The following is a 25,684-nucleotide window of genomic DNA, read 5'->3' on the forward strand; positions in this document are numbered from 1 at the left end:
ACACAGGCTTAGATCTTGTTGAACAAGCCCAGCTGAGCAATCTTGCTGAAGGCCAGTTGCGACGCTTGCAACATGGTTTGTTGCAAGGTCAGGCGAGTCATCACTTCGGCCGGATCGGAATCGCGGATCGCCGACTGGGTCTGGGTGTTGGCCAGGACCAGGCTCTGGTTGGTATCGCTCTGGGTATCCAGGGCTGAACCACGACCGCCCACCGAACTCAGCGCACTGGACAACTGATCGTTGCCGCTCGCCAGGTTGCCGATGCCCGAAGCAAGGGAGGCTTGCAGCTTCTGGGTCAGGATCGGATCGCCATTGGTTGGCGTGTTCAGCGCCGTTTTCAGTTGGCTCACGGTGTCCAGAATGTTCTGGGTTTCGTGAGTGTTGACGGCCACGCTGAACTGATCGCCTGCCGCCGGTACACCGGACAGGTTGAAGCTCACGCCCGAGGCGGTCGCAACGCCGGCCGCTACAGTGCCGGAAGAGACTATCTTGCTGTTGGCCGTCAACGGTGCCGCATACAAGTCGAAAGCGGTGGCGCTGGTGAACTTCATCACCGCCGAACCGGTCGGGAAACTGGCGTGGTAAGCCACCGGGTTGGTGATGCTGCTGCCAGTCACCTGAGTCGGTGTCGGGTTGCCCGGGCTGCGAGTCGCCGTAAAGGTGTCAGGCTTGGCCGCCAGGGTAAAGCTGTGGCCCGGCAGCACGGCAGCGGCGGTGTCACCGGCCGCCAGATTGATGTTCAGGGTCAGATCAACACCGCGGAACGACACGGTCTGGCCAGCTGCGGTGGCCGGATTGAACGCACCGCCCTGACTGGCTTCGGCGGTCACGTCGTTACCACCCGAATCGGTGATTTGCAACTGGGTACCGCTGACGAAGTCGACGGTGTACGGCTCACCCGAACGGAATTTGCTGTTGTAGGTCAGGCTCGACGACACCTGACCATTGGACAGGACGACGCGGCCATCATCCACGACCGGCGCAGTCCGGGTGACCTCGCTGCGGCTGGTGTTGATCGCTTGCTGGAACACCTCCCAACCGGTGCTGTTGGTGGCCATCGACATGTTGTCGCCGATCGCCAGGTCAAGCGTCACCTGGTCACCGTTGTAGCTGTAGGTGCCATCGTCGTTGCGGGTGAACGGCACGGTGTCGCCCTTGGAGCCGGCGAAGATGTACTTGCCGTTCTCGTCCTTGGTGTTCATCAGGCTCTGCAACTGTTCTTCGATCTGCCCCAGCTCCGATGCGTTGGCCTGGCGGTCGGCATCGGTGTAACTGGCGTTGCCGGCGCCGATGGCCAGTTCCCTGGCGCGCTGCAGCACGTTATTGATGCTGGTCATCACCGCTTCGGTGGCGCCCAGCGTCGCCTTGATGGTGGTGGTGTTGGCTTCGTATTGATCGAGCATCGAAGCCTGTTGACCCAATTGCAGCAAGCGCGAAGCACCGACCGGATCATCGGCAGCGGTGTTGACGCGAACGAGGCTGCTGGCCTCTTCGCTGCTTTTGACCACGTTGGAGAAGTTCTTCTGATAGTTGGCGGCAGAGGACTCGTAAAACTGGGCGGTAGAAATGCGCATGGGCTACGACTCCTTAAAGACTGCTGATCAGTGTGTTGAAGATTTCCTGCGCAGCCTTGATGATCTGCGAAGAAGCGGTGTAGTACTGCTGATACTTGACCAGGTTGCCGGTTTCCTCATCGAGGTCGACACCCGACAGCGAATCGCGGGCGCTCTTGGCGTTGGCCAGAATCGCTTCGGTGGCAGCGCTGTCGAGCTTGCCCTGGGCGGCCTTGGCGCCTACGCCCTCAACCAGTTTGCCGTAGGCGTCGGTCAGGGAAATGCCTTTACTGGCCGAACCGGTATCCACGGTCTGCTGGGTTTGCAAGCCAGCCAGTTTGGTGCCGTTGCGGTTGTCCAGAGTACCCGGCTGACTGAGCGTCACGTTGATCGCCGTCGAGGTACCCGGGGAGCCCGCGATGGTCATGTCGAACGATGCAGTACGCTGCACGACTGGTGGTCCCGGATCATTGATCGCGGCGCCGTTGGCGTCGACCAGAGGAATGGTCAGGCTCAGCGTATTGTTCTGGCCCGGCACGATAGTGCCGCTGCTGAGCGCGTTACCTTGGGCATCGAGCATTTGGTAAGTCTGGGTCGTACCACCGGCCGTGCCGAACACGATTTTGACCGGAGTCGATGTCTTCAGGCCGTTCTGAATGGCCAGGGTGGTGGCCGAGTCATAGATATCGAACTGCGTGGTCAGGGTCGGTTGACCGCTGGCCGGAATGGTCAACGTACCGCTGACACCGGGCGCAATGGCCGCGCCCAACGGTGCCGCGATGGCCAGACGCTTGGAGTCGGTCATCTCGGTCTTGATGTTGGTCGCCGCGTTGCGGGTCGGGGTGATCTTGAAGGTGTCGCCAGCGGCTGCGGTGCCGCCAGTGAGCGTCATGGAGAAACCGTCGATTACTGGCGGCGGCGTGGTCAGCGTGCTGAACGCGCCCATGGCGGTGCCTTCAGGCAGACGCTGCACGGTGTAGTTAGTGGCGCTGGTGAAGGTGACCTTGTAATCGTTGATGGTCAGCTTGCCGCTGTCCTCGATAGTCACATCGAAGTTGCCCGAGCCTGCGCTGTTGCCAACTGTGGCGACACTGCGCTGGGCCATTTGCGCGGCGCTGTTGACGTTGTTGAACAGGTTCGAACCGAAGTCACCGTTCTTGTCGATGCCTTGGGCCTGGATGGAGTTCATCTGATCGGCGACGACCAGCGCCACACGACCCAGCTCGTTCATGGCCGGGTCCAGCACGGTGCTGCGATAACGCAACAAGCCGCCCATCTCGCCACCGGTCATCACCGAGGTGATGTCGATGGTGCTCGAACCGCGATTGAGCTGAATGGCCGAACGCGACGGGTCGGTTTTGCTCGGCACCACTTCCAGCTTGCTGGCGGTGCTGCCCATGACCAGCGGCTGACCGCTGCCCAGGTAAATGTCGAGGCTATTGTCACGCTCCATCACTTGCGCACCGGTGAGGGTGGACAACTGGCGTACGGTCTCATTGCGCGCATCGAGCAGATCGTTGGGCTGGCCGCCGGCGTTGGAAACTTCGGAGATCTTCTGGTTCAACTGGGCTACGGTGGTCGCCAGCTTGTTGATCTGATCGGCCATGTCAGCCAGGTTGCCGTTGATGTTCGCGTTCTGCTGCGTCAACTGGCTGGAGATCGAGTTGAATCGGTTGCTCAGGGCTTGCGCATCGCTTAGCAGCAATTGACGGGAAGCATCGTCGCCCGGCTTGGCGTTGACGTTCTGTACCGAGGCGAAGAATTTGGTCAGGGCGCCATTGAGGCCGGTGCCGCTGTCCGAGAGCAACTTATCGAGCGGGCTGATCTGCCCGGCGTAGGCAGCCGAGTCGCTATTGAGCGAAGTGGTGGTCTGCAGCTGCGCATCAATGTAGCTGTTGTACACCCGACGTACATCGGCGAGGGTCGTGCCGGTGCCGATGTAGACATTGCCGAACTGATTCGAGGCCTTGGTGCCCTGCACGGTTTGCTGGCGTGAGTAACCGGCGGTGTCGGCGTTGGCAATGTTATTGCCGGTAGTCATCAACGAGGATTGGCCAGCGGCCAGACCCGACATCCCGATATTGAGCAAACTCATGGTTCAGACCTTATGCCTTGTGCCTATAGAGGCGTGGTGGAAGCGCCCGCCGCAGCGTAGTTTTGGTAACTCGTCATCTGCTTGGCTATCTGCGAGATCTTGCTTGCGTAATCCGGGTCGGTTGCATACCCGGCTTTTTGCAACTCGCGTACAAACTGTTCTGGGTTATCGGCCGACTTCAGCACATCTTGATAGCGATTATTGCTTTGCAGCAGCGTCACAAGGTCATGGAAGCTGTCTTTGTAAGAGGCATAGGAACGGAACTCGGCCGTCTCCTTGACCATCTCGCCATTTCTGAATTCGCTGGTGATCGCCCGCGCCGAATCGCCCTTCCAGTTACTGCTGGCCTTGATGCCGAACAGGTTGTGGCTGCTGCTGCCATCCTGGGCACGCATGACCGATTTGCCCCAACCGGTTTCCAGGGCGGCCTGAGCCACCAGGTAACGCGGATCGACACCGATACGGTCGGCAGCTTCTTTGGCCATCGGCAGCATGGTGTTGACGAATTCGTCGGCGGAACTGAAGGCTTTCTTCGCCGGCGCCAGGGGTATTTGAGCCATGGCACGACCATAAATCTGCAGGCGCCCACTGGAGGTCGTATCCGTTTGCGAAGCCAGCCAATCGCCGTTGTACAGAGGGCCGGAACCTGCCTTGGTGCTTTGCGGCACCTGGATGTTGTTCTGCGGTGTTGTGGCGGTTGTTGCAGCCGTCGATGCCGACGGCACCAGCCCGGCGAGCAAACGATCAGCTAGTTTCGGCGGCAACGCCAGACGCCGCTGATTGATCAGCGCCATGTCATTGCGATGAGCACCCTCGCCCGCGCTTGCCGGCGTCTTCACCGAACGCGAAGCCCACAACGGGCGCTCACCATTGAGACGCGACAGCGGCCCGTTGGTGGCGACCGTACCGGCGGCAATCGGTGTTTCCACGGCGGCTTTCGCGGCAGCCTGTTTGGCGGCGGACGCCGCTGCGGCCTCCCCCGGCGCCATCGGTTTGTTCTTCGACATCTGGCGCATCAGTACGTCTGCCAGGCCAATACCGCCGCCTTCGCGGGACATGGAAACAGCCAACTGCTGGTCGTACATTTCCTGGTATTGCTTGGCTGCCGGTGTATTGAGCGGATTGTCCTCGCCCAGCGCTTCGGTGGCCGAGCGCATGGACTTGAGCATTTCACCAAGGAACAGCGACTCGAATTCCTGCGCCACTTTGCGCATGTTCGCATCGCTGTTCTTGTCGCCGACCTTGAGCTGGTTAAGACGGTTCAGGTCCGAGTAGGAACCCGAGTCGCTGCTGCTGACCAGACCGCTTTTGCGCATATCCATGGTCGCCGTCCTCAGATCACGATCAGGTCGGCTTGCAACGCGCCGGCCTGCTTCAGCGCTTCGAGGATCGCCATCAAGTCACCCGGTGCCGCGCCGACCTGGTTCACCGCCCGGACGATTTCGTCGAGGGTGGTGCCCGGGCCGAACTTGAACATCGGCTTGGCTTCTTGCTGGGCGTTGACCCGCGAGCGCGGCACCACCGCCGTCTGCCCGTTGGACAGAGGGCCAGGCTGGCTGACGATCGGGTCTTCGGTGATGGTCACGGTCAGGCTGCCGTGAGTCACGGCGGCCGGGGAAACCTTGACGTTCTGGCCGATCACGATGGTGCCGGTCCGCGAGTTGATGATGACTTTCGCCACCGCCTGACCCGGGTCGACTTCGAGATTTTCGAGGATCGACAAATAGTCGACCCGCTGGCTCGGATCGAGTGGCGCAGTCACGCGGATCGAACCACCGTCGATGGCCTGAGCGACGCCAGGGCCAAGCATGTTGTTGATCTTGTCGACGATGCGTTTGGCGGTGGTGAAGTCCGAACGGTTGAGGTTCAAGGTCAGGCTGTTGCCCTGATTGAAACCGCTTGGCACCGCACGCTCGACCGATGCACCGCCAGGGATGCGACCGGCCGACGGAACGTTGACAGTGATTTTCGAACCGTCACGACCTTCGGCATCGAAACCGCCAACCACCAGGTTGCCCTGAGCGACGGCGTAGACGTTGCCATCGATACCTTTGAGCGGCGTCAGCAGCAAGGTGCCGCCGCGCAGGCTCTTGGAGTTACCGATGGACGCAACGGTGATATCCACCTGCTGACCCGGCTTGGCGAACGCTGGCAAGTCGGCACTGATCGATACCGCTGCAACGTTCTTCAACTGCACGTTGCCCGAACCTGCCGGCACCTTGATGCCGAACTGCGAAAGCATGTTGTTGAACGTCTGCAGGGTGAACGGGGTCTGGGTCGTCTGGTCGCCGGTGCCGTTAAGCCCGACCACCAGGCCGTAGCCGATCAATTGGTTGGAACGCACGCCGGAAATACTGGCGATGTCCTTCAGCCGCTCGGCTTGAGCATCGAAGGCTGCGGTCAGCAACAGAGCGCCCACCATCAGGTGTTTAAGATTCAACATAGCCACCTAGAAAGGGAACAGCGGGCTGAGGAAGAAACGGTCGAACCAGCCTGGCTGACTCGCATCGGCAAACGCACCGGTGCCCGAATAGGTGATGCGTGCATCGGCGACGCGGGTCGACGACACGGTGTTGTCGGTGGCGATGTCATCGGCGCGAACGAGGCCGGCAATGCGCACCAGCTCATCGCCAGTGTTGAGGGTCAGCCACTTCTCGCCGCGCACGGCGATGATGCCGTTGGGCAACACGTCGGCGACGGTCACGGTAATCGAACCGGTCAGGCTGTTGCTCTGGCCGGACTTACTGTCGCCCTTGGTCGCGCGGTCGGCGCTATAGCCGGCGTTCAGACTCAGGTCATTGCCACCGATAGGGTTGTTGGTGGTCAGGCTGGAGCCGAACAACGAGGTCAGGCCGACACTGGTGTCGCTGTTCTTGTCGATCTGCGAGTTGGCGTTCTTGCTCGCCTGGGTGCGCTCGTTCAGGGTGATGGTGATGATGTCACCGACCCGGAACGCCTTGCGGTCGCTGTACAGGTTCTGCTCGAAACCGGCCTGGTAGATCGAGCCGTTATTGGCGGCAGCCGGCAGCGGCGTGCGCGGCAACACCGGGGCGTAGTAAGGGTCATTGGGCTTGGGCGGCGGAGCGACGCAGCCCGCGAGCACGACGACCCCACTCAGTGCCAGAACAGATACAAAGCGATTCATGACCCTACCTCACGGTGTTGCAGGCGACCTCATGGCCGCCTCATAGACTTGATTACAGATTCTGCGTTACGAACGAGAGCATCTGATCGGCAGTGGAGATCACTTTGGAGTTCATCTCGTAGGCGCGCTGAGTGGTGATCATGTTGACCATCTCTTCAACGGTGCTGACGTTGGACGTTTCCAGGGTGTTCTGCAGCGTGGTACCGAAACCGGCGAGGCCCGGGGTGCCGACTTGCGGCGCGCCACTGGCAGCGGTTTCCAGGAACAGGTTGTTACCCACCGCTTGCAGACCGGCCGGGTTGATGAAGTCGGCGGTTTGCAGGTTGCCGATCACTTGGGAGGCCGGGTTGCCGGCAACGGTGATGGACACGGTGCCGTCACGGCCGACAGTGAAGGTCTGAGCATCGTTCGGAATAACAATGGCCGGCTCCAGGGCGAAGCCGCTGGCGTTGACGATCTGGCCGTTGGAATCCAGGTGGAACGTACCGTCACGGGTGTAGGACGTGGTGCCGTCCGGCTGCAGAATCTGGAAGAAACCGCGACCGTCGACGGCCAGGTCAAGCGGCTGCTCGGTGGTTTGCAGGCTGCCGGCGGTGAAGTTTTTCTGGGTGCCGACGATGCGCACACCGGTACCCACTTGCAGACCCGACGGCAATTCGCTGTCCTGGGTCGACTGGGCGCCTGGCTGGCGTTTGATCTGATACAGCAAGTCCTGGAACTCGGCGCGGTCACGTTTGAAACCCGTGGTCGATACGTTCGCCAGGTTGTTGGAAATGGTGGTGAGGTTGGTGTCCTGGGCGGACAGACCTGTTTTGGCAACCCATAGAGCCGGAAGCATTCGATTCTCCTCGTGCGCCTGTTTTACGGCGCGACGTTCTGATAATTAGCTGATCTGCAAGACCCGAGCCATGGCCTGGTCATCGTCTTTGGCGGTGTTCATCATCTTGATGTGCAGCTCGAACTGCTTGGCCAGCGCCAGCACCGAGGTCATTTCTTCCACGGCATTGACGTTGCTCGACTCAAGGAACCCGGACACCAGCTTGACGTTGGCATCGGCCTGCGCCGGCTTGCCATCCTTGGTGTGGATCGAACCGTCCAGGCCTTTGGTCATGTTCTTGAAGTCTGGGTTGACCAGTTTGATACGGTCGACTTCGGCCATCACGCGAGGGCCTTCGCCCATCGCACGGATGCTGATGGTGCCGTCTTCGCCGACTTCGATTTGTTGCTCGGGCGGCACGGCAATCGGCCCGCCATTGCCTACCACTGGCATACCGTTGCCGGCGCGCAGCACGCCCAGCGCGTCAACGTTCAGGCTGCCGGTGCGCACGTAGCTTTCACCGCCATCGGGGTTCTGCACGGCGATCCAGCCATTGCCCTGCACCGCGACATCGAGGTCGCGACCGGTTTGCACCAGCGCACCCGGGGAGAAGTCGGTGGCCGGACGCTCGGTCATGGCAAACGCACGCGCCGGAAAGCTGTCACCAAACACCGGCATCGAACGGGCCTGTTCCAGGTCCTTCTGAAAACCGTTGGTAGAGATGTTCGCCAGGTTGTTGGCATGAGCCTTCTGCGCCAGTGCATTCTGGCTGGCGCCGGTCATTGCCACATAAAGGTACTTGTCCACACTCTTTCCTCTGCATGCCGGACGTTTGCCGCCCACTGCTGTACTGCTGAGCCATAAGCAATTTGCAGACCAACTATTTTCTGGCGGCGCAGGGCCCGGCAAACAAAGGACTTGAGGGATTCATAGGGGATTGGGGGAATGTGTCGAAGACGAAAAACCGGCGGTGTTATGCCGGTAGGTGGCAAGAGCCGGCCTTCATGACCGACTCAGTTCCCTGTGGCGAGGGAGCTTGCTCCCGTTCGGCTGCGCAGCAGTCGTAAAATTCGCGCAACGGGGTGGTTCCGAAAGATTGCAGGGGGCTGCTACGCAGCCCAGCGGGAGCAAGCTCCCTCGCCACAAAAGCTGTTTAGCCCGGCTCTTTACCGACTTCGTACTCACGCAACTTATTGGCAATGGTCGTATGCGAAACCCCCAACCGCTTGCCCAGTTGCCGACTGCTCGGATGCTCGGAATACAAACGTTCCAGCACCGCCTTTTCAAAGCGCCCGACAATCTCGTCCAAGCCGCCCTCAAGGGAAAAATCGCCAAGCGGCTGACGCACGCCGTAGTCTGGCAGACGAATGTGCTCGGCTTTGACGGTGCCGCCGTCGCACAGGGAAACCGCCTGGAACAGTACGTTTTCCAACTGCCGCACATTACCCGGCCAGTGATAGTGACTGAGCCGCTCCATCGCCGCCGGCGCCAGTTTCGGCAACGGGCAACCGATCTGCCGACTGGCCTGATCGAGGAAGTGCTCCACCAGCGGCGCCAACCCGTCGAGGCATTCGCGCAACGGCGGGATGTGCAACGAAAGCACGTTCAAGCGGTGGTACAAATCCTGGCGAAACTCACCGCGAGCGCACAGCTCGGACAAGTCCACTTGAGTCGCGCAGATCACCCGCACATCCAGATAGACCTCTTCATCACTGCCTACACGACGGAAGCAACCGTCCTGCAGAAAGCGCAGCAATTTCACCTGCAAGCGCGGGCTCATTTCACCGACGCCATCGAGGAACAACGTACCGCCCGCCGTCAGCTCCAACAACCCGAGCTTGCCTTCGGCCCGCGCTCCTTCGAAGGCACCGGGGCCGTAGCCGAACAGTTCGGTTTCGGCCATGGACTCCGGCAGACCGGCGCAGTTGAGCGCCATCAGCGGTGATTGCCCACGCGGGCTCGCCAGGTGACAGGCCCGCGCCAACAGCTCTTTGCCGGTGCCGGTTTCGCCTTCTATCAATAGCGGCGCATCCAGCGGTGCCATGCGCCGCGCTTCGCGTACCACTGCCGCCATTACTTTCGAGCTCTGGAAAATGCTGTCGAAGCCGCGCAGCTCCTGCTTGCGCACGTTATAGATGCGCTCGCCTACCCGGTCCGCCCGGTGCAGCGTCAACACCGCACCGGCCATGGCCTCGCTTTCGTCATGCTCCGATTGCAGCGGCGCGATGTCGGCGAGAAACACGTCACCCTTAACCTTCACCCGCAAGCCGTTGATCCGCGACTTGTTGGCGCGCACCAGCTCCGGCAAATCGAAATCTTCGGCGTACCGCGACAGTGGAATCCCCGGCACCTCGTCCACCCGCACTCCGAGCAACTGCGCCGCCGCACGGTTGGCCGCGACGATGGAGCCACCCATGTCGATCGACAGCACCGGAAACTCCAAGGCACCGAGCAAGGCATTGAGTTCCATATGCCGACGCTCGCTGGGCATCAGCCCTACGCGCTTGACGCCGAATACCCCGCCAATCGCCTCGAACTTCGGACGCAACGCCTGGAACTGAATGTTGATCAGGTTCGGGCAGTGCAGATAGATCGCGTTGCCGTGCTCACCGCCCACTTCGCCGCGGGCGACGTTGATCCCGTACTCGACCAGCAGGTTGAGAATGTCGCGCAGGATACCGATGCGGTTCTGGCAGTGAACTTTGATACGCATATAAGGCCCGTAACAGCGGTGATCGAGGCCCGGCGCGAGAAATTTTCTGCGGGGGCACCAAGTTAGTCGTCAAGATTATGTGACACCTGTGAGCCATTTCAAACCCGCAAATATCAATACTTGCGCCATAGCGACCAATCCGTAACGAATACTTTACGAAAAGCCGAGATTTTTCCTACTCTCACCGCGGATCACCTGCTGCAACACCGCACTCCTTGGGGTATTTCTAGGTCTATAGCTGTACACACAACAAGAACGAATCCCCTAGCAGGAGAGCAGCATGAAGCAGACGCAATACGTGGCTCGCGAGCCCGATGCGCAAGGTTTTATCGACTACCCCGCCGAAGAACACGCGGTGTGGAACACGCTGATCACTCGCCAATTGAAAGTGGTCGAGGGCCGTGCGTGCCAGGAATACCTGGACGGTATCGAAAAACTCGGTCTGCCCCACGACCGCATTCCGCAACTCGGTGAAATCAACAAGGTCCTCGGTGAAACCACCGGTTGGCAGGTTGCCCGAGTCCCCGCGCTGATTCCCTTCCAGACCTTTTTCGAGTTGCTGGCGAACAAGCAGTTTCCGGTGGCGACCTTTATTCGTACCCGCGAAGAGCTGGATTACCTGCAAGAGCCGGACATTTTCCACGAGATCTTTGGCCACTGTCCGCTGCTGACCAACCCCTGGTTCGCCGAATTCACCCACACCTACGGCAAACTTGGCCTACAGGCTTCCAAGGAAGAACGCGTGTATCTGGCGCGCCTGTACTGGATGACTATCGAGTTCGGTCTGGTCGACACCCCACAAGGCCTGCGCATCTACGGTGGCGGCATTCTGTCTTCGCCAAAAGAAACCGTTTACTGCCTGTCGGACGAGCCGGAGCATCAGGCGTTCGACCCGCTGGAATGCATGCGCACGCCATACCGCATCGACATTCTGCAACCGCTGTACTTTGTCCTGCCGAACCTCAAGCGCCTGTTCGATCTGGCCCACGAAGACATCATGGGCATGGTCAAGCAAGGTATGCAGTTGGGGTTGCACACGCCGAAATTTCCGCCAAAGGCTGCGTGATCCGCAGCTTTTAGAATCAAGTGAGTCTGTCAGGAACCACCGCTTTGGTTTAGCGTGGTGACACTGACGGCCGATTTCCAATAATTCGATTTCAGGAACCCATCATGTCCACATTAAACCAAGCCCATTGCGAAGCCTGCCGCGCCGACGCCCCTCAAGTCAGCGACGAAGAATTGCCGATCCTGATCAAGCAGATCCCCGACTGGAATATCGAAGTCCGCGACAGCGTGATGCAGCTGGAAAAAGTTTTCCTGTTCAAGAATTTCAAACACGCGCTGGCGTTCACCAACGCCGTCGGTGAAATCTCCGAGGCCGAAGGTCACCACCCAGGCCTGCTGACCGAATGGGGCAAAGTCACCGTGACCTGGTGGAGCCACTCCATCAAAGGCCTGCACCGCAACGATTTCATCATGGCCGCGCGCACCGACGAAGTGGCCAAAAACGCCGAGGGCCGCAAATAATGCATTTCGACGCCATCGGTCGAGTACCTGGCGACCCGATTCTCGGCCTGATGGAGGCCTATGCGCTGGACCCTAACCCGCGCAAATTCGACCTCGGCGTGGGTGTCTATAAAGACGCCCAGGGCCTGACGCCAATCCCCGAGGCGGTGAAGCTCGCCGAGCAGCACCTGGTGGAGCGTCAATCCACCAAGACCTACATCGGCGGCCACGGCAATGTGGCGTTCGGCAAGGTCATCAACGAATTGGTGCTTGGCGCTGATTCGGCACTGATCACCGAACAACGGGCCGGCGCCACTCAAACGCCGGGCGGCACTGGTGCGCTGCGTTTGAGCGCCGACTTCATCGCCCAGTGCCTGCCGGGCCGTGGCGTGTGGTTGAGCAACCCGACCTGGCCGATCCACGAAACCATCTTCGCGGCGGCCGGGGTCAAGGTCAGTCATTACCCGTACGTGGGCAGCGATAACCGTCTCGATGTGGAAGCGATGCTGGCGGTGCTCAATGAAGCCCCCAAGGGCGATGTGGTGCTGCTGCATGCCTGCTGCCACAACCCGACCGGTTTCGATCTGTCCCATGACGATTGGCGTCGAGTGCTGGACGTGGTGCGCAGTCGCGATTTGCTGCCACTGATCGACTTCGCCTATCAGGGCTTTGGCGACGGCCTGGAGCAAGATGCCTGGTCGACCCGGCTGTTCGCCGCCGAGTTGCCGGAAGTGCTGATCACCAGTTCCTGCTCGAAGAACTTCGGCCTGTACCGCGACCGCACCGGCGCATTGATTGTCTGCGCGAAAACCGCCGACAAGCTGGTGGACATCCGCAGTCAACTGGCCAACATCGCCCGTAACCTGTGGTCGACGCCACCGGATCATGGCGCCGCCGTGGTCGCGACCATCCTCGGCGATCCAGAGCTGAAAAGCCGCTGGGCCGACGAAGTGGAAGCCATGCGTTTACGTATCGCCCAGTTACGCAGCGGTCTGGTCGAAGCGCTTGAACCCCATGGCTTGCGCGAGCGCTTTGCGCACATTGGTGTGCAACGCGGGATGTTTTCCTACACCGGCTTGTCGCCGGAACAGGTCAAGCAACTGCGCGAGCATCACAGCGTGTACATGGTGAGCTCGGGCCGGGCTAACGTGGCGGGGATTGATGCAACGCGCCTGGACTTGCTGGCCGAAGCAATCGCTGACGTCTGTAAGTAACCCTCTCCCACCGATCGTTCCTACGCTCCGCGTGGGAACGATCAATCGCAGGCTCCGCCAGCTCCTACACAGACCTGTCTAGACAATCCCATCCGTCGCAACAATTGGATATAAAAGTCTATTTGTCATTTCTCCTGCTGTATCCTGCGCAGGCTTTTTTAAAAGCGCGGATCTACCAGATCTATCAACAGACTTAGCGAGGAGCGCGACATGCACGAGATCCCTAATCTCCCCTTCCCAAGCCTGCACGAAACTGAGCAGACAACCACGCAACAAGCCGGTGCCCAACAGCCCGAGACGAAAGAAGCACCTGAACGCCGCCAGGCCGACAGCGAAGACTGATACACCTGCACGACCAGACCGTGTGGAAAGCGCTAATATGCGCTTTCCACACCGCCTGAACCTTGAGCTTTCCCATGACCGATGAATCCAGCGTCACCTTCAACGAAGCTCAGGCCAGCGTCCTGATCGGCACCGCCGAGAAGATGATCGAGATCTGGAACCGCCTTTCCCCCGAGAAACAAGCCGCCCTGCTGGCCCGCTTCGGCAGCGAAGAAAACGCCCTGGCCGCCCTGGTCACGACGCAATTGGTTGCCCCCGCAAAATCCTGATTATCCCCGTCCGGCAAATAGTTTTACTTTTCCACGCCCCGCGACCGTCCGCGCCGCTATCATAAGCAGCCTATCTATCCTGCTGCCCCGTGGATCTTTACCCATGCCAGAAACCCAGCGCCCCATGGCGGTCACGCTGCAAGTCGTTTCCATCGTCCTGTTCACGTTCATCGGTTACCTGAATATCGGCATTCCCCTGGCCGTATTGCCGGGCTATGTCCACAGCGATCTCGGTTTCGGCGCCGTGATCGCCGGGCTGGTGATCAGCGTGCAATACCTGGCCACCCTGCTCAGCCGCCCTTACGCCGGGCGCATCATCGATAACAAGGGCAGCAAGCTGGCGGTGATGTACGGCCTCGCCGGCTGTGGTTTGAGCGGTGTGTTCATGTTGATTTCGGCCTGGACGCAAAGCCTGCCGATGTTGAGCCTGATCAGCCTGTTGATCGGCCGACTGGTACTCGGCAGCGCAGAAAGCCTGGTCGGTTCCGGGTCGATCGGCTGGGGCATCGGCCGGGTCGGCGCGGCGAATACCGCCAAAGTCATCTCCTGGAACGGCATCGCCAGTTACGGCGCGCTGGCGGTCGGCGCGCCGCTGGGGGTGCTGCTGGTGAGTCAGTTGGGTTTATGGAGCATGGGCGTGAGCATCGTGCTGCTGGCCGTTCTTGGCCTGGCGCTGGCCTGGCCAAAAACCGCTGCACCGATCGTTGTCGGCGAACGCCTGCCGTTCATGCACGTGCTGGGGCGGGTGTTTCCTCACGGTTGTGGTCTGGCCTTGGGCTCCATCGGCTTTGGCACCATCGCCACATTCATCACCCTGTATTACGCCACTCAGCACTGGTCCAACGCGGTGCTGTGCCTGAGCCTGTTCGGCGCCAGTTTTATCGGTGCGCGATTGCTGTTCGGTAACCTGATCAACCGCCTCGGCGGCTTTCGCGTAGCGATTGCCTGCCTGTCAGTGGAAACCCTTGGGTTGTTGCTGCTGTGGCTGGCACCCGATGCACACTGGGCACTGGCCGGCGCGGCGCTGAGCGGTTTCGGCTTTTCGTTGGTGTTCCCGGCGCTGGGCGTGGAAGCGGTCAACCTGGTACCCGCCTCCAGCCGTGGCGCGGCGGTTGGGGCGTATTCACTGTTTATCGACTTGTCGCTGGGGATTACCGGTCCGCTGGCGGGTGCTATTGCGGCTGGATTCGGGTTTGCCTCGATCTTCCTGTTTGCCGCATTGGCTGCTCTGAGTGGCCTGGCACTGAGCGTTTACTTGTACCGGCAGGCGCCAAAGTACAGGGAGGAACGCAACACCCGCTAGAAATCCACCTTGCCGCGTCCAGCCTTGATGCTGCCGCGCTTGGTCTTGGATTCGAGCCGACGCTTCTTCGAACCGAGGGTCGGCTTGGTCGGACGGCGTTTCTTTTCAACCTTGGTGGCGCTGAGGATCAACTCGGTCAACCGCTCCAGCGCATCGGCGCGATTGGCTTCCTGCGTGCGGTATTGCTGGGCCTTGATGATCAACACGCCTTCGCTGGTGATGCGGCTGTCGCGCAGCGCCAGCAGCCGTTCCTTGTAGAACTCGGGCAAGGACGAGGCCGGAATGTCGAAGCGCAGGTGCACGGCGCTGGAGACCTTGTTGACGTTCTGCCCACCGGCGCCCTGGGCGCGAATGGCCGTCAATTCGATCTCGGCATCCGGCAGATGCACGTTGTTGGAAATCACCAGCATGGAAAAAAGTCCGTATTCAGAACAAGCAGGATACCGCGAATAGACAGAAGGAATGCGGCCCCCACAGGATGTTGTATGGAACCCATAAATGACAAACCCGGCACATGGCCGGGTTTGTTGTTTCTGCGTTTTGCACTTACTTGGCAGCGGAACCTGCAGCCTGCAATGCATGCCGGTCACGACGCTTGTTCTTGATGCCGTAGCAGACCCACATGAACGCGACCCACACCGGAATCGCGTACACCGAGATCTGGATGCCCGGGATCAGCAACATCACGCCGAGGATGAACACCACGAACGCCAGGCAAACATAGTTGCCGTACGGGTACCACAGAGCCTTGAACAACGGCGTCTGTTTGGTCTTGTTCATGTGCTGACGGAACTTGAAGTGCGAGAAGCTGATCATCGCCCAGTTGATCACCAGGGTGGCAACCACCAGCGACATCAACAGTTCCAGCGCGTTTTGCGGGATCAGGTAGTTCAGCAACACCGCGATCAACGTCACAGCGGCCGACGCCAGGATCGAACGCACTGGCACACCACGCTTGTCGATCTTCGACAGGGCCTTCGGCGCATCGCCCTGCTCGGCCATGCCCAGCAGCATGCGGCTGTTGCAGTAGGTGCCGCTGTTGTACACCGACAGCGCCGCGGTCAGGACCACGAAGTTGAGGATGTGCGCGGCGGTGTTGCTGCCGAGCATCGAGAACACTTGCACGAACGGGCTACCGCTATAAGCGTCGCCGGAAGCATTCAGGGTTGCCAACAGACTGTCCCACGGCGTCAGCGACAGCAGGACCACCAGCGCACCGATGTAGAAAATCAGGATCCGGTAGATCACCTGATTGATGGCTTTCGGGATCACGGTTTTCGGCTTGTCGGCTTCGGCTGCGGTGAAACCGAGCATTTCCAGGCCGCCGAAGGAGAACATGATGATCGCCATGGCCATCACCAGACCGCTAACACCATTCGGGAAGAAGCCGCCGTGTTCCCACAGGTTGGTCACAGAAGCTTGCGGGCCGCCGTTGCCGCTGACCAGCAAGTAGCTGCCCAGGGCGATCATGCCGACAATCGCCACAACCTTGATGATCGCGAACCAGAACTCGGCCTCACCGAAAACTTTGACGTTGGCCAGGTTGATCAGGTTGATCAGTACGAAGAATCCGGCTGCCGATACCCAGGTCGGGATGTCCGGCGCCCAGTAATGGATGTATTTGCCGACCGCAGTCAGCTCGGACATGCCCACCAGGATGTACAGAATCCAGCAGTTCCAGCCCGACAGGAAGCCGGCGAAACCGCCCCAGTATTTGTGGGCGAAGTGACTGAAGGAACCGGCGACCGGCTCTTCAACGATCATTTCGCCCAGCTGGCGCATGATCATGAAAGCGATGAAGCCGCAAATGGCGTAGCCGAGAATCATCGACGGGCCGGCGGATTTGAGCACGCCGGCCGAGCCGAGGAACAACCCGGTACCGATCGCGCCACCGAGGGCGATCAGTTGAATATGGCGATTTTTCAGGCCGCGTTTCAGCTCGCCTGAATGCGAGTTTTGTCCACTCATGAAAAGGGTCTCACGCAAGGTTTGATGATGTTCAGTAGACGTTGCTGCTCGGTTGCGATTTCAAGCAGCGCCGATCAAACCCCAGCGCAGGCACCAGGAGTTCAGCGTTTTTACGACAGTCATGCGTCACCTGTTTGTTTTTATCTGTGACGAAATCGAACCCGACACGCTCGTGACGCGGCGGAGTGAACAAGGCGGATAGCCTTGAGGTTTGCGCTGTTGCGCAGAGGGTCACAGTTAAAACGCGGCGCATTGTACACCTGTAACCCCCTGCTGCCAGACACCGCTGGATCAGCGCGTCGGTTGCCGGGATTGCCTGTGTCCGCCTCGAGGGTCTCGGGCGACTGCAAAAATTGAGTCAGACCTTTGCAGGTCATCGATAGGGGCAACGGAAAAATCGCCCCACAGGGAGAGATGGAGATGAGTCACGGCGTTCATTGCGCCTCCTTCTTGTTATGCACCTGCACGACAGGCATGGGGCGCATCTCACCCTTCATACGCTGCTGAAACAAGCGTGCCAGAGCCCTTGAAGACTACAAACCCGGCGGCTGGCGGAAGGTTTTCCTTACAGACCTTTCCCTCGCGGCATTCCACGGGGTTTGAGAGCACTTTCCGTAAGGTTTTATTGACAAGGCGTAACGTAAATTTTCCAAATCAGATCAAAAGGCCCGCTGACTGTAAATTGACTATAGGAAGCTTCCTAAGGAAATTTCCTGCTTAGTTTTCTGTTTTTTATTAAGAAAATGGGCTTTCGAAAAATGGAATAAATAGTTCAAATGAAAATTGTTTAACTATTTTTTTGCATTTTAAAAACCTGTGAACTAGGTTTTCAGCGACTTGCCGAGCTGCATCGACCGGCACGTTGACGCGCTCTTCAACGAGTGAAAAGCACGCCACTGCTCTTATCAAAAGTGTTCTTACCGAAGCTGTTCTTACCGAAGAAATCATCTAGGAGATTGAGACCATGCAAGCACTGGACAAAGACTTGGACACTGAACTGCAACTGGACGATTGGTTTGAAGCACCGACCCATGATGCCGCCGTCGAAATGATGCAAGCCGACGCGGTTGTTCCGTTCGGCACGGCGATGTGGCCTCTGTAAGACATCCCGGCAGGCACGATCCGGCCGGTCGTGCCTGCCACTTTCTCGGTTTGTCAGGGAGGACTACATGGATAAGCAACGCGCCATCTCGCATTTCCTTTACTACCTCGAACATCACCCTGCCGTTGCCGGTATCAATCCGGCGAAGGTCTTGCTCGGCCATACCGCTGATTACGAGGCACTGACCGGCGCCATCGCCGAACAGGCCGGTAACAGCCCACGGTTCAGCTTCAGCGCGATGCGCCTGGACCTCGAACCCACCGAATTGCTGACCCAGGCGATTGCCGACAGCGATCTGTACATTTTCTTCTACGACTCTTCCACCCTGCCCAACCCGCGTCCCGATGGCCCGGAGTTTGTCCGCGCGCTGCAAGGCGTGATGGCGGAGAACTGGAAGAAGTCCTTGCTGTTCAAAGATTACGGCGATTACTTCTACGACACCTTCAGTGTCACCCCACAGCGAATTGCCGGGTTGAACAGCCATTTGATCCAGCGCATGTCCCACGCCACCACCCTGAGCTTCAAAGATGATCATGGGTCGTGGTTCGAAACACCGCTGAGCAGTATCAAGAAGTGGACCGACATCAACGGTATCGGCAACTTCGACCTGGCGCCCGGCGAGATCGCTACTCATAGCGAGGCCATTAATGGGCGGGTAAAGTTTATGGGGACTTTCCTCAGCACGATTCCGTTTGCCCGCAAGTACGGCGTATTGGCGTCACCACTGGAGTTGTGGATCGAAAACTCCACCATCAGCAAAATCGCCACCGACGTGCCGGGGCTGGAACATGACTTCAACAAGTACCTGGACGCCAATCCGTCCAATCGGCGAATCGAGGAGCTGGGGATCGGCACCAACGAAGGCGTGAAAGATTTGTATGCGCGCAATGCCGGGTTCGAGGAGCGCCATTGCGGCTTGCACCTTGGGCTGGGCGGTGGCGCCAAGGGTAGCCATCATTTGGACCTGATTTTCTCCAGTGGCGTGTTGGCGCTGGATGATGACCCGCTGTTTGATGGACGGTTTGTGTTTTAAACAACACCTACCCCTGTGGCGAGGGAGCTTGCTCCCGCTCGGCTGCGCAGCAGCCGCAAAACCTGCCGACGCGGTTTACCAGACATAACGAGGTGAATATTTCTGGGGCCGCTTCGCGACCCAGCGGGAGCAAGCTCCCTCGCCACAGATTTATCTGCTTTCTGAAAACCGGTTTGCCAGCCAAAAAAAAACGCCATCCAGAGGGATGGCGTTTTTCATGCAGCGCTTACCGATTACTCAGGCTTGCGACGACCAAAGCCCGGACGCTGGCCGGAACCGGCTGGCGCGCCGCGGCGTTTGCCCGATGGCGCGTCACGGTCGACCAGCACGATGCCTGGGCGTTTCTTCGGCGCTGGCTTGGCCGGGCGCTTGGTATCAGCCGGGCGGTCTGCCACGGGCGTACCACGACCGGCAGGCGCGCCGCGATCGCTACGACCACCGGACGGAGCACCACGGCCTTCACCGCGCTCAGTGCGACCGTTAGCCGGACGCGGCGTACGTGGACCGCGCTCGCCGTCCTGACGTGGTGCTGGCTTGCGGGCCGGACGTTCGCCTTCGATCTGTGGCTCGCGGGATTCGCGCGGGCTGGCAGCGGTCGCACCGGCGGCTGGACGCAAGGTACGCACGCGTTCGGTCTTGCCCACCGGACGGGACGATTTGCGCTGCATACGCTCAAGCTTGTCTTTGCTCTTGGCGTTCATTTGCGGCATCGCCACCGGGGTCAGGCCGACTTCAGCACTGAGAATGTCGACTTCGTACTGGCTCATTTCGCGCCAGCGGCCCATCGGCAGGTCGGAGTTGAGGAACACCGGACCGAAACGCACGCGCTTCAGGCGGCTGACCACCAGCCCTTGGGATTCCCACAGACGACGGACTTCGCGGTTACGACCTTCCATCACCACGCAGTGGTACCAGTGGTTGAAACCTTCGCCACCCGGAGCCTGTTTGATGTCGGTGAACTTGGCCGGGCCGTCTTCGAGCACCACGCCTGCCTTCAGGCGTTCAATCATCTCGTCGTCGACTTCGCCACGTACACGTACCGCGTATTCACGGTCCATTTCGTAGGATGGGTGCATCAGGCGGTTGGCCAATTCACCGTCGGTGGTGAACATCAGCAAACCGGTGGTGTTGATGTCCAGACGACCGATGTTGATCCAGCGACCTTCTTTCGGGCGCGGCATCTTGTCGAACACGGTCGGACGACCTTCCGGGTCGTTACGGGTGCAGATTTCACCGTCGGGTTTGTTGTACATGATCACGCGGCGTACCGACTCGGCGGCTTCTTCGCGCTTGATCACCCGGCCATCGATGGTGATGGCGTCATGCAGGTCGACGCGCTGGCCGAGGGTGGCGTCTTTGCCATTGACCTTGATGCGGCCATGGCTGATCCAGGCTTCTACGTCACGGCGCGAGCCGACGCCGATACGGGCGAGGACTTTTTGCAGTTTTTCGCCTGCAGGGCCGATTTCCTGGTCGTCTTTCTGGTCGTTGATACTCATCTGGGCACCTCCCGGTGTGGTCTGTTCAGGCTTTTGCCTGAAGCGATGTAAATCTGGGTACTTTTTGAAGAACTTGGGCGAAGCGATCGCCGAAGGGTCGCGAATCATACGCTCATGGAGACGTTCGCGCATCAGAGACTAGCTGATCAATGAAGACTTACTTGATTTTCCGCCGACCGGTGGCACCAATTTCGACTGCAGTCGTCGATGAATTTGCAGACTCATCAAATACTCCAGTCAACACAGCCCGCTCCCACAGGGATTCCTGTTGCCCGCAGGATTTGGGTCAATCTTCGAACTGACGGCGCTCAGCTTCGATCGCTTCGGCGATGGCCTTGGCTTCGGCTTCTTCGTCGGTCAGCTCGGGCTCGGGTTTCGACTGTTCGAGAGCGGCGACAGCGGCCAGGAGCTTTTCGCGAGCTTCGGCAACGCCAAGAATGTCATCTTCCTGTTCTGGTTCGACTTCGGCTTCAGCCTCAGCCTCAGCCTCAGCCTCAACCTGAGGTTCAACTTCGATTTCAGGCTCGGGTTCTGCCAATTCCCCTTCGCCCTCGGTCACCGCCCCATCCCGCAGCAAATCATCGAAATCGGTCTTGAGCCCCTCTTCCATGGTGTCCAGTTCCAGCAACAGTGTGTGGAAACTGGTTTCTTCCTTGGGTTCCTCCGGTTCAGCGCTGGCGTCGGCCAGTTCCTGCAAGCCTTGCGGAACCGGCGCGTCGTCGAAATCGAGGACAGGATCAGGTTCCAGCTCACGCAGTTCGGCGAGCGGCGGCAGGTCGTCGAGGTTTTTCAGGTTGAAGTGATCGAGAAACGCCTTGGTGGTGGCGAACATCGCGGGTTTGCCGGGTACGTCGCGGTAACCGACGATGCGGATCCACTCCCGTTCCAACAGGGTTTTCACGATGTGGCTGTTGACTGCCACGCCGCGCACGTCTTCGATCTCGCCCCGGGTGATCGGCTGGCGATAGGCGATCAGAGCCATGGTTTCGAGCATGGCGCGGGAATAGCGTTGCGGCCGCTCTTCCCACAAACGTCCTACCCATGGCGCGAACTTTTCGCGGATCTGCAGGCGATACCCGGAGGCGACTTCCTTCAACTCGAAAGCACGGCCATCGCAGGATTTGGCCAGAATCGTCAGCGCTTTCTTGAAAACAGGTGGCTCGGGCCGCTCGCCTTCTTCGAAGAGTTCGAACAGGCGTTCAAGCGATTGCGGTTTTCCCGAGGCCAACAGAAAGGCTTCAAGCAGTGGCGCCAGCTCGCGGGGTTCAGTCAGGTTCATGATTCAACTCGTTATTCGGCTCGGGCCCGGACATGGATCGCCGCGAACGGCTCATTCTGCACCAGCTCGACCAAGGATTCCTTGACCAGTTCGAGGATCGCCATAAAGGTCACCACCACCCCCAGGCGCCCTTCTTCAGCGGTGAACAGCTCGACAAACGGCACAAAACCGCCGCCCTTGAGCCGTTCCAGCACATCGCTCATGCGCTCGCGGGTGGACAGCGCTTCACGGCTGACCTGGTGACTTTCGAACATGTCGCCACGGCGCAGGACCTCGGCCATGGACATCAGCAACTCTCCCAGGCTCACACCCGGCAACAGTTTGCGCGCCCGGGCTTCCGGGGCATCGAGCTTGGGCACCACCACGTCGCGGCCGACGCGGCTCAGGCCATCGATGCCTTCGGCAGCAGCCTTGAAGCGTTCGTACTCCTGCAAGCGGCGAATCAGCTCGGCGCGAGGATCGTCCTCTTCGTCTTCAATCGTTTCGGCACGGGGCAACAGCATCCGCGACTTGATCTCGGCCAGCATCGCGGCCATCACCAGGTACTCGGCGGCCAGCTCCAGGCGCACCGACTGCATCAACTCGACATAGCCCATGTACTGACGGGTGATTTCCGCCACCGGGATGTCGAGGATGTTGATGTTCTGTTTGCGGATCAGGTACAGCAGCAAGTCGAGCGGGCCTTCGAAGGCCTCAAGGAATACCTCGAGCGCATCCGGCGGGATGTACAGGTCCAGCGGCATTTCCATGACCGCCTGGCCATAGACCATGGCGAAAGGCAGTTCTTGCTGGGCGCCGGCCTGGCTGTCGACGGGTTCTACTGCAGACATCTAGGCCTCGGCCATGAAAGGCGTAGGGTCGCCGCAACCGACGCGGATGACTTCCGGTTCGCCGTCGGCGAGGCTGATCACGGTGGATGCCTTGATCCCACCGAAACCGCCGTCGATGATCAGGTCGACCTGATGCTCGAGCAACTGACGCATTTCGTATGGATCGCTCAACGGATCGGTGTCGCCAGGCATGATCAGGGTCACGCTCATCAGCGGCTCGCCGAGTTCCTCCAGCAATGCCAAGGCAATCGGATGGCTTGGCACACGCAGGCCGATGGTGCGTTTTTTCGGGTGCAGCAACAGCCGCGGGACTTCGCGGGTGGCGTTGAGAATGAAGGTGTAAGGGCCAGGCAAGTGAGCCTTGAGCACACGGAAGGTGCCGGTATCGATCTTGGCAAACAGCCCCAACTGCGACAGGTCGCTGCAAATCAGCGCGAAGTTGTGCTTCTCATCCAGCTGACGCAGCCGGCGCACGCGCTCCACGGCGTTTTTATCGCCGATCTGGCAACCAATGGCGTAGGAAGAGTCTGTGGGATAAATCACCACCCCGCCGTTGCGGATGATCTCGACAGCCTGTTTGATCAGGCGCGGTTGCGGGTTTTCCGGATGAATCTGGAAAAATTGACTCACATTCTCTACCTGTTCAGACGGCGGCAATAATTGGGTCATGTTTGAATCGACACCACAGTGGTGGCAGATCCTCCGGGAGCGGGCGGTACTCACCGATCTCGGACCAGCCTCCAGGGCCATGAAAATCACTGCCGGCGCTGACCAGCAGACCAAACTCGCGGGCTAGAATCGCCAGGCTGCCCACCTGTTCGGCGGGTTGATGGCCATTGACCACTTCTATCGCGTGGCCCCCTGCTTGAATATAGTCGGCAATCAGGCGACGACGCTTGCTACGAGTGAAATCGTAGTGCCAGGGATGCGCCAGGCTGACCCAGGCACCCGCGGCGCGCAGGGTTTCGACGGTGTCCTCCAGGGTCGGCCAGTGTTGTTTGACGTCGCCCAGTTTGCCGGCGCCCAGCCATTTGCGGAACGCTTCGGCGCGATCCTTGACGAAACCTTCGCGCACCATCCAGTCGGCAAAATGCGGGCGGGCCGGCGCATTACCGCTGTCGCCCAGCTCCTGTTGAATGGCCCGGGCGCCGTCAAGCGCCCCCGGCATGCCTTTCAACGCCAACTTGCGGCTTATTTCTTCGGACCGTAGCCAGCGGCCATCGTGCAATTTTGCGATGGCCTCGACCAACGGCGCCGCATTGACGTCGAAACCGTAGCCCAAAACGTGAATGGTCGCCCCGCCCCAGGTGCAGGACAATTCGACGCCATTAACCAGTTGCATCCCCAGCGCCGTCGCGGCGCTACGGGCCTCTTCAAGGCCTTCAAGGGTGTCGTGATCGGTCAAGGCCAGGACTCGCACGCCTTTCTCGAACGCACGCGCAACCAGTACCGCAGGCGCCAGGGCGCCATCGGAAGCCGTGCTATGGCAGTGCAAATCAACATTCACAGGACTGTGTAACCTCAAATCAGCTGACGCTATCGCGCGTCAATATGTTTGTTATTATGCCGCCACATCCTGCTTCTGGCTGCCACTGTGAAACAATTCATCGACTTCATCCCGCTTCTGCTGTTTTTCATCGTCTTCAAGATCGATCCACGGATCGTCGACATCGGCGGTTATCAACTGTCTGTCGGTGGTATTTACAGCGCCACCGCAGTGCTGATCATCAGCTCCCTGGTGGTTTACGGCACGCTGTTCATCAAGCAGCGCAAGCTGGAGAAGAGCCAGTGGCTGACCCTCATCGCCTGCCTGGTCTTCGGTAGCCTGACCCTGGCGTTCCACAGCGAGACCTTCCTGAAATGGAAAGCCCCGGTGGTCAACTGGCTGTTCGCCCTCGGATTCATCGGCAGCCACTTCATCGGTGATCAACTGTTGATCAAACGCATCATGGGCCACGCACTGACTCTGCCGGAGCCGGTCTGGACCCGTCTGAACATCGCCTGGATCGGCTTTTTCCTGTTTTGCGGCGCCGCCAACCTGTTCGTTGCGTTCACGTTCCAGAGCTACTGGGTCGACTTCAAAGTCTTCGGCAGCCTGGGCATGACGTTGCTGTTCCTGGTCGCCCAGGGCATTTACCTGTCCCGCCACCTGCACGATGCCGACACCACAACGCCAAAAACCGAGGACTGACATGCTTTACGCAATCATTGCCACAGACGTCGCCAACTCCCTGGAAGCCCGCCTGGCCGCACGGCCTGCGCACCTTGAGCGCCTGCAAGTGCTTAAAGGCGAAGGTCGTATCGTACTGGCCGGCCCGCACCCGGCGGTCGACAGCAATGATCCGGGCGCTGCGGGTTTCACCGGCAGCCTGATCGTCGCCGAATTCGATTCGCTGAGCGCCGCACAGGCCTGGGCCGACGCCGATCCGTACATTGCCGCAGGCGTCTACGCCAACGTTTCGGTCAAGCCGTTCAAGCAAGTCCTGCCGTAAAGCCCTCCCGCGCGATGAGCCTTGTCGGCTCATCGCGCGTTCAATCGCTCATTATTCTTGTTTACCGGCCGACAACCTGCCCAATACTCGTATTGGAATCAGGAGTTGCGATGCGCAAAGGTCCGTTGTGTCTGATGTTGGTGACGTTGTCGATCATGGCGCCCGCCCATGGTGAAGAAAGCGCCAATGGCGGTAGTTCGACGCCGCTGTCCTTGAGCGCCGGCAGCCAGATCACCGAGTTGCAGCAGCGCTTGAAGGCAAGCGAACAGCAACGAGAAGAATTGAGCAAACAACTGCAAAATGCCGATAGCGAACGCGAAAGCGCCCAGCTGAGCCGGTTGCGCCAAGAGAATCAGCGCCTGAAGCTGCAACTCAAGGAAGCCCAAGCCAGCAGCCCGCTGCCACGCCTGCTGACAGATCAGCAGCAATGGTTCGTTATCGGTGCCGCAGTAGCGCTATCGGCCCTGCTCTGCGGTATCTTCGCCAGTGGTGCAACCAGAAAACGTCGGCAATGGCTAAATTGA

General features: G+C 59.6%; 26 protein-coding genes. 11 read left to right on the top strand and 15 right to left on the bottom strand.

Annotated features, from left to right (window positions below):
• Positions 1-8: 8 nt before the first annotated feature.
• The 8 genes from KGB18_RS25350 to KGB18_RS25385 all read right to left on the bottom strand — a co-directional run bounded on the left by KGB18_RS25350 (position 9) and on the right by KGB18_RS25385 (position 10,323).
• The gene (locus tag KGB18_RS25350; protein ID WP_223570688.1) at positions 9-1,574 is read right to left on the bottom strand and encodes a flagellar hook-associated protein 3; all 1,566 of its coding nucleotides are present in this window, start codon (positions 1,572-1,574) and stop codon (positions 9-11) included.
• A gap of 13 nt (positions 1,575-1,587) precedes the next feature.
• Positions 1,588-3,648 (bottom strand): flagellar hook-associated protein FlgK, encoded by a 2,061-nt coding sequence (flgK, locus tag KGB18_RS25355; protein ID WP_123720670.1) that lies wholly within the window; start codon positions 3,646-3,648, stop codon positions 1,588-1,590.
• Positions 3,649-3,671: 23 nt separating this feature from the next.
• Entirely contained in the window at positions 3,672-4,970 is a 1,299-nt protein-coding gene (gene flgJ / locus KGB18_RS25360) for a flagellar assembly peptidoglycan hydrolase FlgJ (RefSeq protein ID WP_223570689.1), read from the bottom strand.
• 11 nt (positions 4,971-4,981) lie between these two features.
• Positions 4,982-6,091, bottom strand: a complete 1,110-nt coding sequence (locus KGB18_RS25365; protein WP_008014241.1) for a flagellar basal body P-ring protein FlgI — start codon at positions 6,089-6,091, stop codon at positions 4,982-4,984.
• A gap of 6 nt (positions 6,092-6,097) precedes the next feature.
• Positions 6,098-6,793, bottom strand: coding sequence for a flagellar basal body L-ring protein FlgH (gene flgH, locus KGB18_RS25370; protein WP_123720668.1), 696 nt, complete (start codon positions 6,791-6,793; stop codon positions 6,098-6,100).
• 52 nt (positions 6,794-6,845) lie between these two features.
• Positions 6,846-7,631, bottom strand: a complete 786-nt coding sequence (gene flgG / locus KGB18_RS25375) for a flagellar basal-body rod protein FlgG (RefSeq protein WP_223570690.1) — start codon at positions 7,629-7,631, stop codon at positions 6,846-6,848.
• Between the two features lie 45 nt (positions 7,632-7,676).
• Positions 7,677-8,417 carry a flagellar basal body rod protein FlgF gene (locus KGB18_RS25380; protein ID WP_007902508.1) on the bottom strand — a complete coding sequence of 247 codons (741 nt, stop codon included), beginning with the start codon at positions 8,415-8,417 and terminating at the stop codon, positions 7,677-7,679.
• A 346-nt stretch (positions 8,418-8,763) separates the two neighbouring features.
• Entirely contained in the window at positions 8,764-10,323 is a 1,560-nt protein-coding gene (locus KGB18_RS25385; RefSeq protein ID WP_123720667.1) for a sigma-54-dependent transcriptional regulator, read from the bottom strand.
• A 280-nt stretch (positions 10,324-10,603) separates the two neighbouring features.
• Between KGB18_RS25385 and phhA the strand changes: the two genes are divergently transcribed.
• The 6 genes from phhA to KGB18_RS25410 all read left to right on the top strand — a co-directional run bounded on the left by phhA (position 10,604) and on the right by KGB18_RS25410 (position 14,957).
• On the top strand, positions 10,604-11,389 hold the full coding sequence (gene phhA / locus KGB18_RS25390) for a phenylalanine 4-monooxygenase (protein WP_123360248.1): 786 nt from the start codon (positions 10,604-10,606) through the stop codon (positions 11,387-11,389).
• A gap of 104 nt (positions 11,390-11,493) precedes the next feature.
• Positions 11,494-11,850, top strand: coding sequence for a 4a-hydroxytetrahydrobiopterin dehydratase (locus KGB18_RS25395; RefSeq protein WP_010457024.1), 357 nt, complete (start codon positions 11,494-11,496; stop codon positions 11,848-11,850).
• Entirely contained in the window at positions 11,850-13,043 is a 1,194-nt protein-coding gene (locus tag KGB18_RS25400; RefSeq protein ID WP_201059595.1) for an amino acid aminotransferase, read from the top strand. The genes KGB18_RS25395 and KGB18_RS25400 overlap by 1 nt, the downstream gene beginning before the upstream one ends.
• Positions 13,044-13,253: 210 nt before the next feature.
• On the top strand, positions 13,254-13,385 hold the full coding sequence (locus KGB18_RS29875) for a hypothetical protein (RefSeq protein WP_007902501.1): 132 nt from the start codon (positions 13,254-13,256) through the stop codon (positions 13,383-13,385).
• Positions 13,386-13,459: 74 nt separating this feature from the next.
• Positions 13,460-13,654: a hypothetical protein gene (locus KGB18_RS25405; RefSeq protein WP_217858386.1), complete on the top strand. Its 195-nt coding sequence runs from the start codon at positions 13,460-13,462 to the stop codon at positions 13,652-13,654.
• A 103-nt stretch (positions 13,655-13,757) separates the two neighbouring features.
• Positions 13,758-14,957 (top strand): MFS transporter, encoded by a 1,200-nt coding sequence (locus KGB18_RS25410; protein WP_123720664.1) that lies wholly within the window; start codon positions 13,758-13,760, stop codon positions 14,955-14,957.
• Here KGB18_RS25410 and arfB read toward each other — a convergent pair.
• Both arfB and KGB18_RS25420 read right to left on the bottom strand, forming a co-directional pair.
• The gene (gene arfB / locus KGB18_RS25415; protein WP_008010994.1) at positions 14,954-15,367 is read right to left on the bottom strand and encodes an alternative ribosome rescue aminoacyl-tRNA hydrolase ArfB; all 414 of its coding nucleotides are present in this window, start codon (positions 15,365-15,367) and stop codon (positions 14,954-14,956) included. The genes KGB18_RS25410 and arfB overlap by 4 nt on opposite strands.
• 136 nt (positions 15,368-15,503) lie before the next feature.
• Positions 15,504-16,925, bottom strand: coding sequence for an amino acid permease (locus KGB18_RS25420; protein WP_223570691.1), 1,422 nt, complete (start codon positions 16,923-16,925; stop codon positions 15,504-15,506).
• A 964-nt stretch (positions 16,926-17,889) separates the two neighbouring features.
• Here KGB18_RS25420 and KGB18_RS25425 point away from each other — a divergent pair.
• Both KGB18_RS25425 and KGB18_RS25430 read left to right on the top strand, forming a co-directional pair.
• The gene (locus KGB18_RS25425) at positions 17,890-18,027 is read left to right on the top strand and encodes a hypothetical protein (RefSeq protein ID WP_038979531.1); all 138 of its coding nucleotides are present in this window, start codon (positions 17,890-17,892) and stop codon (positions 18,025-18,027) included.
• Positions 18,028-18,094: 67 nt separating this feature from the next.
• On the top strand, positions 18,095-19,060 hold the full coding sequence (locus KGB18_RS25430) for a leucyl aminopeptidase (RefSeq protein ID WP_123720663.1): 966 nt from the start codon (positions 18,095-18,097) through the stop codon (positions 19,058-19,060).
• A gap of 233 nt (positions 19,061-19,293) precedes the next feature.
• On the opposite strand, the gene rluB is transcribed toward KGB18_RS25430, so the two are convergent.
• The 5 genes from rluB to KGB18_RS25455 form a co-directional block, all read right to left on the bottom strand.
• Positions 19,294-20,559 carry a 23S rRNA pseudouridine(2605) synthase RluB gene (rluB, locus tag KGB18_RS25435; RefSeq protein WP_123360728.1) on the bottom strand — a complete coding sequence of 422 codons (1,266 nt, stop codon included), beginning with the start codon at positions 20,557-20,559 and terminating at the stop codon, positions 19,294-19,296.
• 286 nt (positions 20,560-20,845) lie between these two features.
• Complete coding sequence (gene scpB, locus KGB18_RS25440) at positions 20,846-21,838, bottom strand: SMC-Scp complex subunit ScpB (RefSeq protein WP_223570692.1); 993 nt, start codon at positions 21,836-21,838, stop codon at positions 20,846-20,848.
• 11 nt (positions 21,839-21,849) lie between these two features.
• Positions 21,850-22,608: a segregation and condensation protein A gene (locus KGB18_RS25445; RefSeq protein ID WP_223570709.1), complete on the bottom strand. Its 759-nt coding sequence runs from the start codon at positions 22,606-22,608 to the stop codon at positions 21,850-21,852.
• A 60-nt stretch (positions 22,609-22,668) separates the two neighbouring features.
• Positions 22,669-23,298, bottom strand: coding sequence for an L-threonylcarbamoyladenylate synthase (locus KGB18_RS25450; protein ID WP_123721235.1), 630 nt, complete (start codon positions 23,296-23,298; stop codon positions 22,669-22,671).
• A 13-nt stretch (positions 23,299-23,311) separates the two neighbouring features.
• A complete protein-coding gene (locus tag KGB18_RS25455) occupies positions 23,312-24,175 on the bottom strand; it encodes a PHP domain-containing protein (protein WP_201059602.1) in 864 nt (287 codons plus the stop codon).
• Positions 24,176-24,262: 87 nt separating this feature from the next.
• On the opposite strand from KGB18_RS25455, the gene KGB18_RS25460 reads away from it, so the two are divergent.
• The 3 genes from KGB18_RS25460 (at position 24,263) to KGB18_RS25470 (ending at position 25,684) form a co-directional block, all read left to right on the top strand.
• On the top strand, positions 24,263-24,859 hold the full coding sequence (locus KGB18_RS25460; protein ID WP_008010987.1) for a septation protein A: 597 nt from the start codon (positions 24,263-24,265) through the stop codon (positions 24,857-24,859).
• A gap of 1 nt (position 24,860) precedes the next feature.
• On the top strand, positions 24,861-25,160 hold the full coding sequence (locus tag KGB18_RS25465; protein WP_008156126.1) for a YciI family protein: 300 nt from the start codon (positions 24,861-24,863) through the stop codon (positions 25,158-25,160).
• A 110-nt stretch (positions 25,161-25,270) separates the two neighbouring features.
• Positions 25,271-25,684: a translation initiation factor 2 gene (locus tag KGB18_RS25470; RefSeq protein WP_123720659.1), complete on the top strand. Its 414-nt coding sequence runs from the start codon at positions 25,271-25,273 to the stop codon at positions 25,682-25,684.

This window comes from Pseudomonas sp. BF-R-26 (assembly GCF_019947395.1).
GTDB lineage: Bacteria > Pseudomonadota > Gammaproteobacteria > Pseudomonadales > Pseudomonadaceae > Aquipseudomonas > Aquipseudomonas farris.

Bases quoted from the DNA above. Each gene is read 5' to 3' on its own strand.
- phhA (WP_123360248.1), top strand. From the start codon at position 10,604: ATGAAGCAGACGCAATACGTGGCTCGCGAGCCCGATGCGCAAGGTTTT.
- rluB (WP_123360728.1), bottom strand. From the start codon at position 20,559: ATGAGTATCAACGACCAGAAAGACGACCAGGAAATCGGCCCTGCAGGC.
- KGB18_RS25465 (WP_008156126.1), top strand. From the start codon at position 24,861: ATGCTTTACGCAATCATTGCCACAGACGTCGCCAACTCCCTGGAAGCC.
- KGB18_RS25410 (WP_123720664.1), top strand. From the start codon at position 13,758: ATGCCAGAAACCCAGCGCCCCATGGCGGTCACGCTGCAAGTCGTTTCC.
- KGB18_RS25400 (WP_201059595.1), top strand. From the start codon at position 11,850: ATGCATTTCGACGCCATCGGTCGAGTACCTGGCGACCCGATTCTCGGC.
- KGB18_RS25430 (WP_123720663.1), top strand. From the start codon at position 18,095: ATGGATAAGCAACGCGCCATCTCGCATTTCCTTTACTACCTCGAACAT.
- KGB18_RS25385 (WP_123720667.1), bottom strand. From the start codon at position 10,323: ATGCGTATCAAAGTTCACTGCCAGAACCGCATCGGTATCCTGCGCGAC.
- KGB18_RS29875 (WP_007902501.1), top strand. From the start codon at position 13,254: ATGCACGAGATCCCTAATCTCCCCTTCCCAAGCCTGCACGAAACTGAG.
- scpB (WP_223570692.1), bottom strand. From the start codon at position 21,838: ATGAACCTGACTGAACCCCGCGAGCTGGCGCCACTGCTTGAAGCCTTT.
- KGB18_RS25350 (WP_223570688.1), bottom strand. From the start codon at position 1,574: ATGCGCATTTCTACCGCCCAGTTTTACGAGTCCTCTGCCGCCAACTAT.
- KGB18_RS25470 (WP_123720659.1), top strand. From the start codon at position 25,271: ATGCGCAAAGGTCCGTTGTGTCTGATGTTGGTGACGTTGTCGATCATG.
- flgK (WP_123720670.1), bottom strand. From the start codon at position 3,648: ATGAGTTTGCTCAATATCGGGATGTCGGGTCTGGCCGCTGGCCAATCC.
- KGB18_RS25445 (WP_223570709.1), bottom strand. From the start codon at position 22,608: ATGGTCTATGGCCAGGCGGTCATGGAAATGCCGCTGGACCTGTACATC.
- KGB18_RS25365 (WP_008014241.1), bottom strand. From the start codon at position 6,091: ATGTTGAATCTTAAACACCTGATGGTGGGCGCTCTGTTGCTGACCGCA.
- flgJ (WP_223570689.1), bottom strand. From the start codon at position 4,970: ATGGATATGCGCAAAAGCGGTCTGGTCAGCAGCAGCGACTCGGGTTCC.
- KGB18_RS25395 (WP_010457024.1), top strand. From the start codon at position 11,494: ATGTCCACATTAAACCAAGCCCATTGCGAAGCCTGCCGCGCCGACGCC.
- KGB18_RS25420 (WP_223570691.1), bottom strand. From the start codon at position 16,925: ATGAGTGGACAAAACTCGCATTCAGGCGAGCTGAAACGCGGCCTGAAA.
- flgH (WP_123720668.1), bottom strand. From the start codon at position 6,793: ATGAATCGCTTTGTATCTGTTCTGGCACTGAGTGGGGTCGTCGTGCTC.
- arfB (WP_008010994.1), bottom strand. From the start codon at position 15,367: ATGCTGGTGATTTCCAACAACGTGCATCTGCCGGATGCCGAGATCGAA.
- KGB18_RS25425 (WP_038979531.1), top strand. From the start codon at position 17,890: ATGCAAGCACTGGACAAAGACTTGGACACTGAACTGCAACTGGACGAT.
- KGB18_RS25405 (WP_217858386.1), top strand. From the start codon at position 13,460: ATGACCGATGAATCCAGCGTCACCTTCAACGAAGCTCAGGCCAGCGTC.
- flgG (WP_223570690.1), bottom strand. From the start codon at position 7,631: ATGCTTCCGGCTCTATGGGTTGCCAAAACAGGTCTGTCCGCCCAGGAC.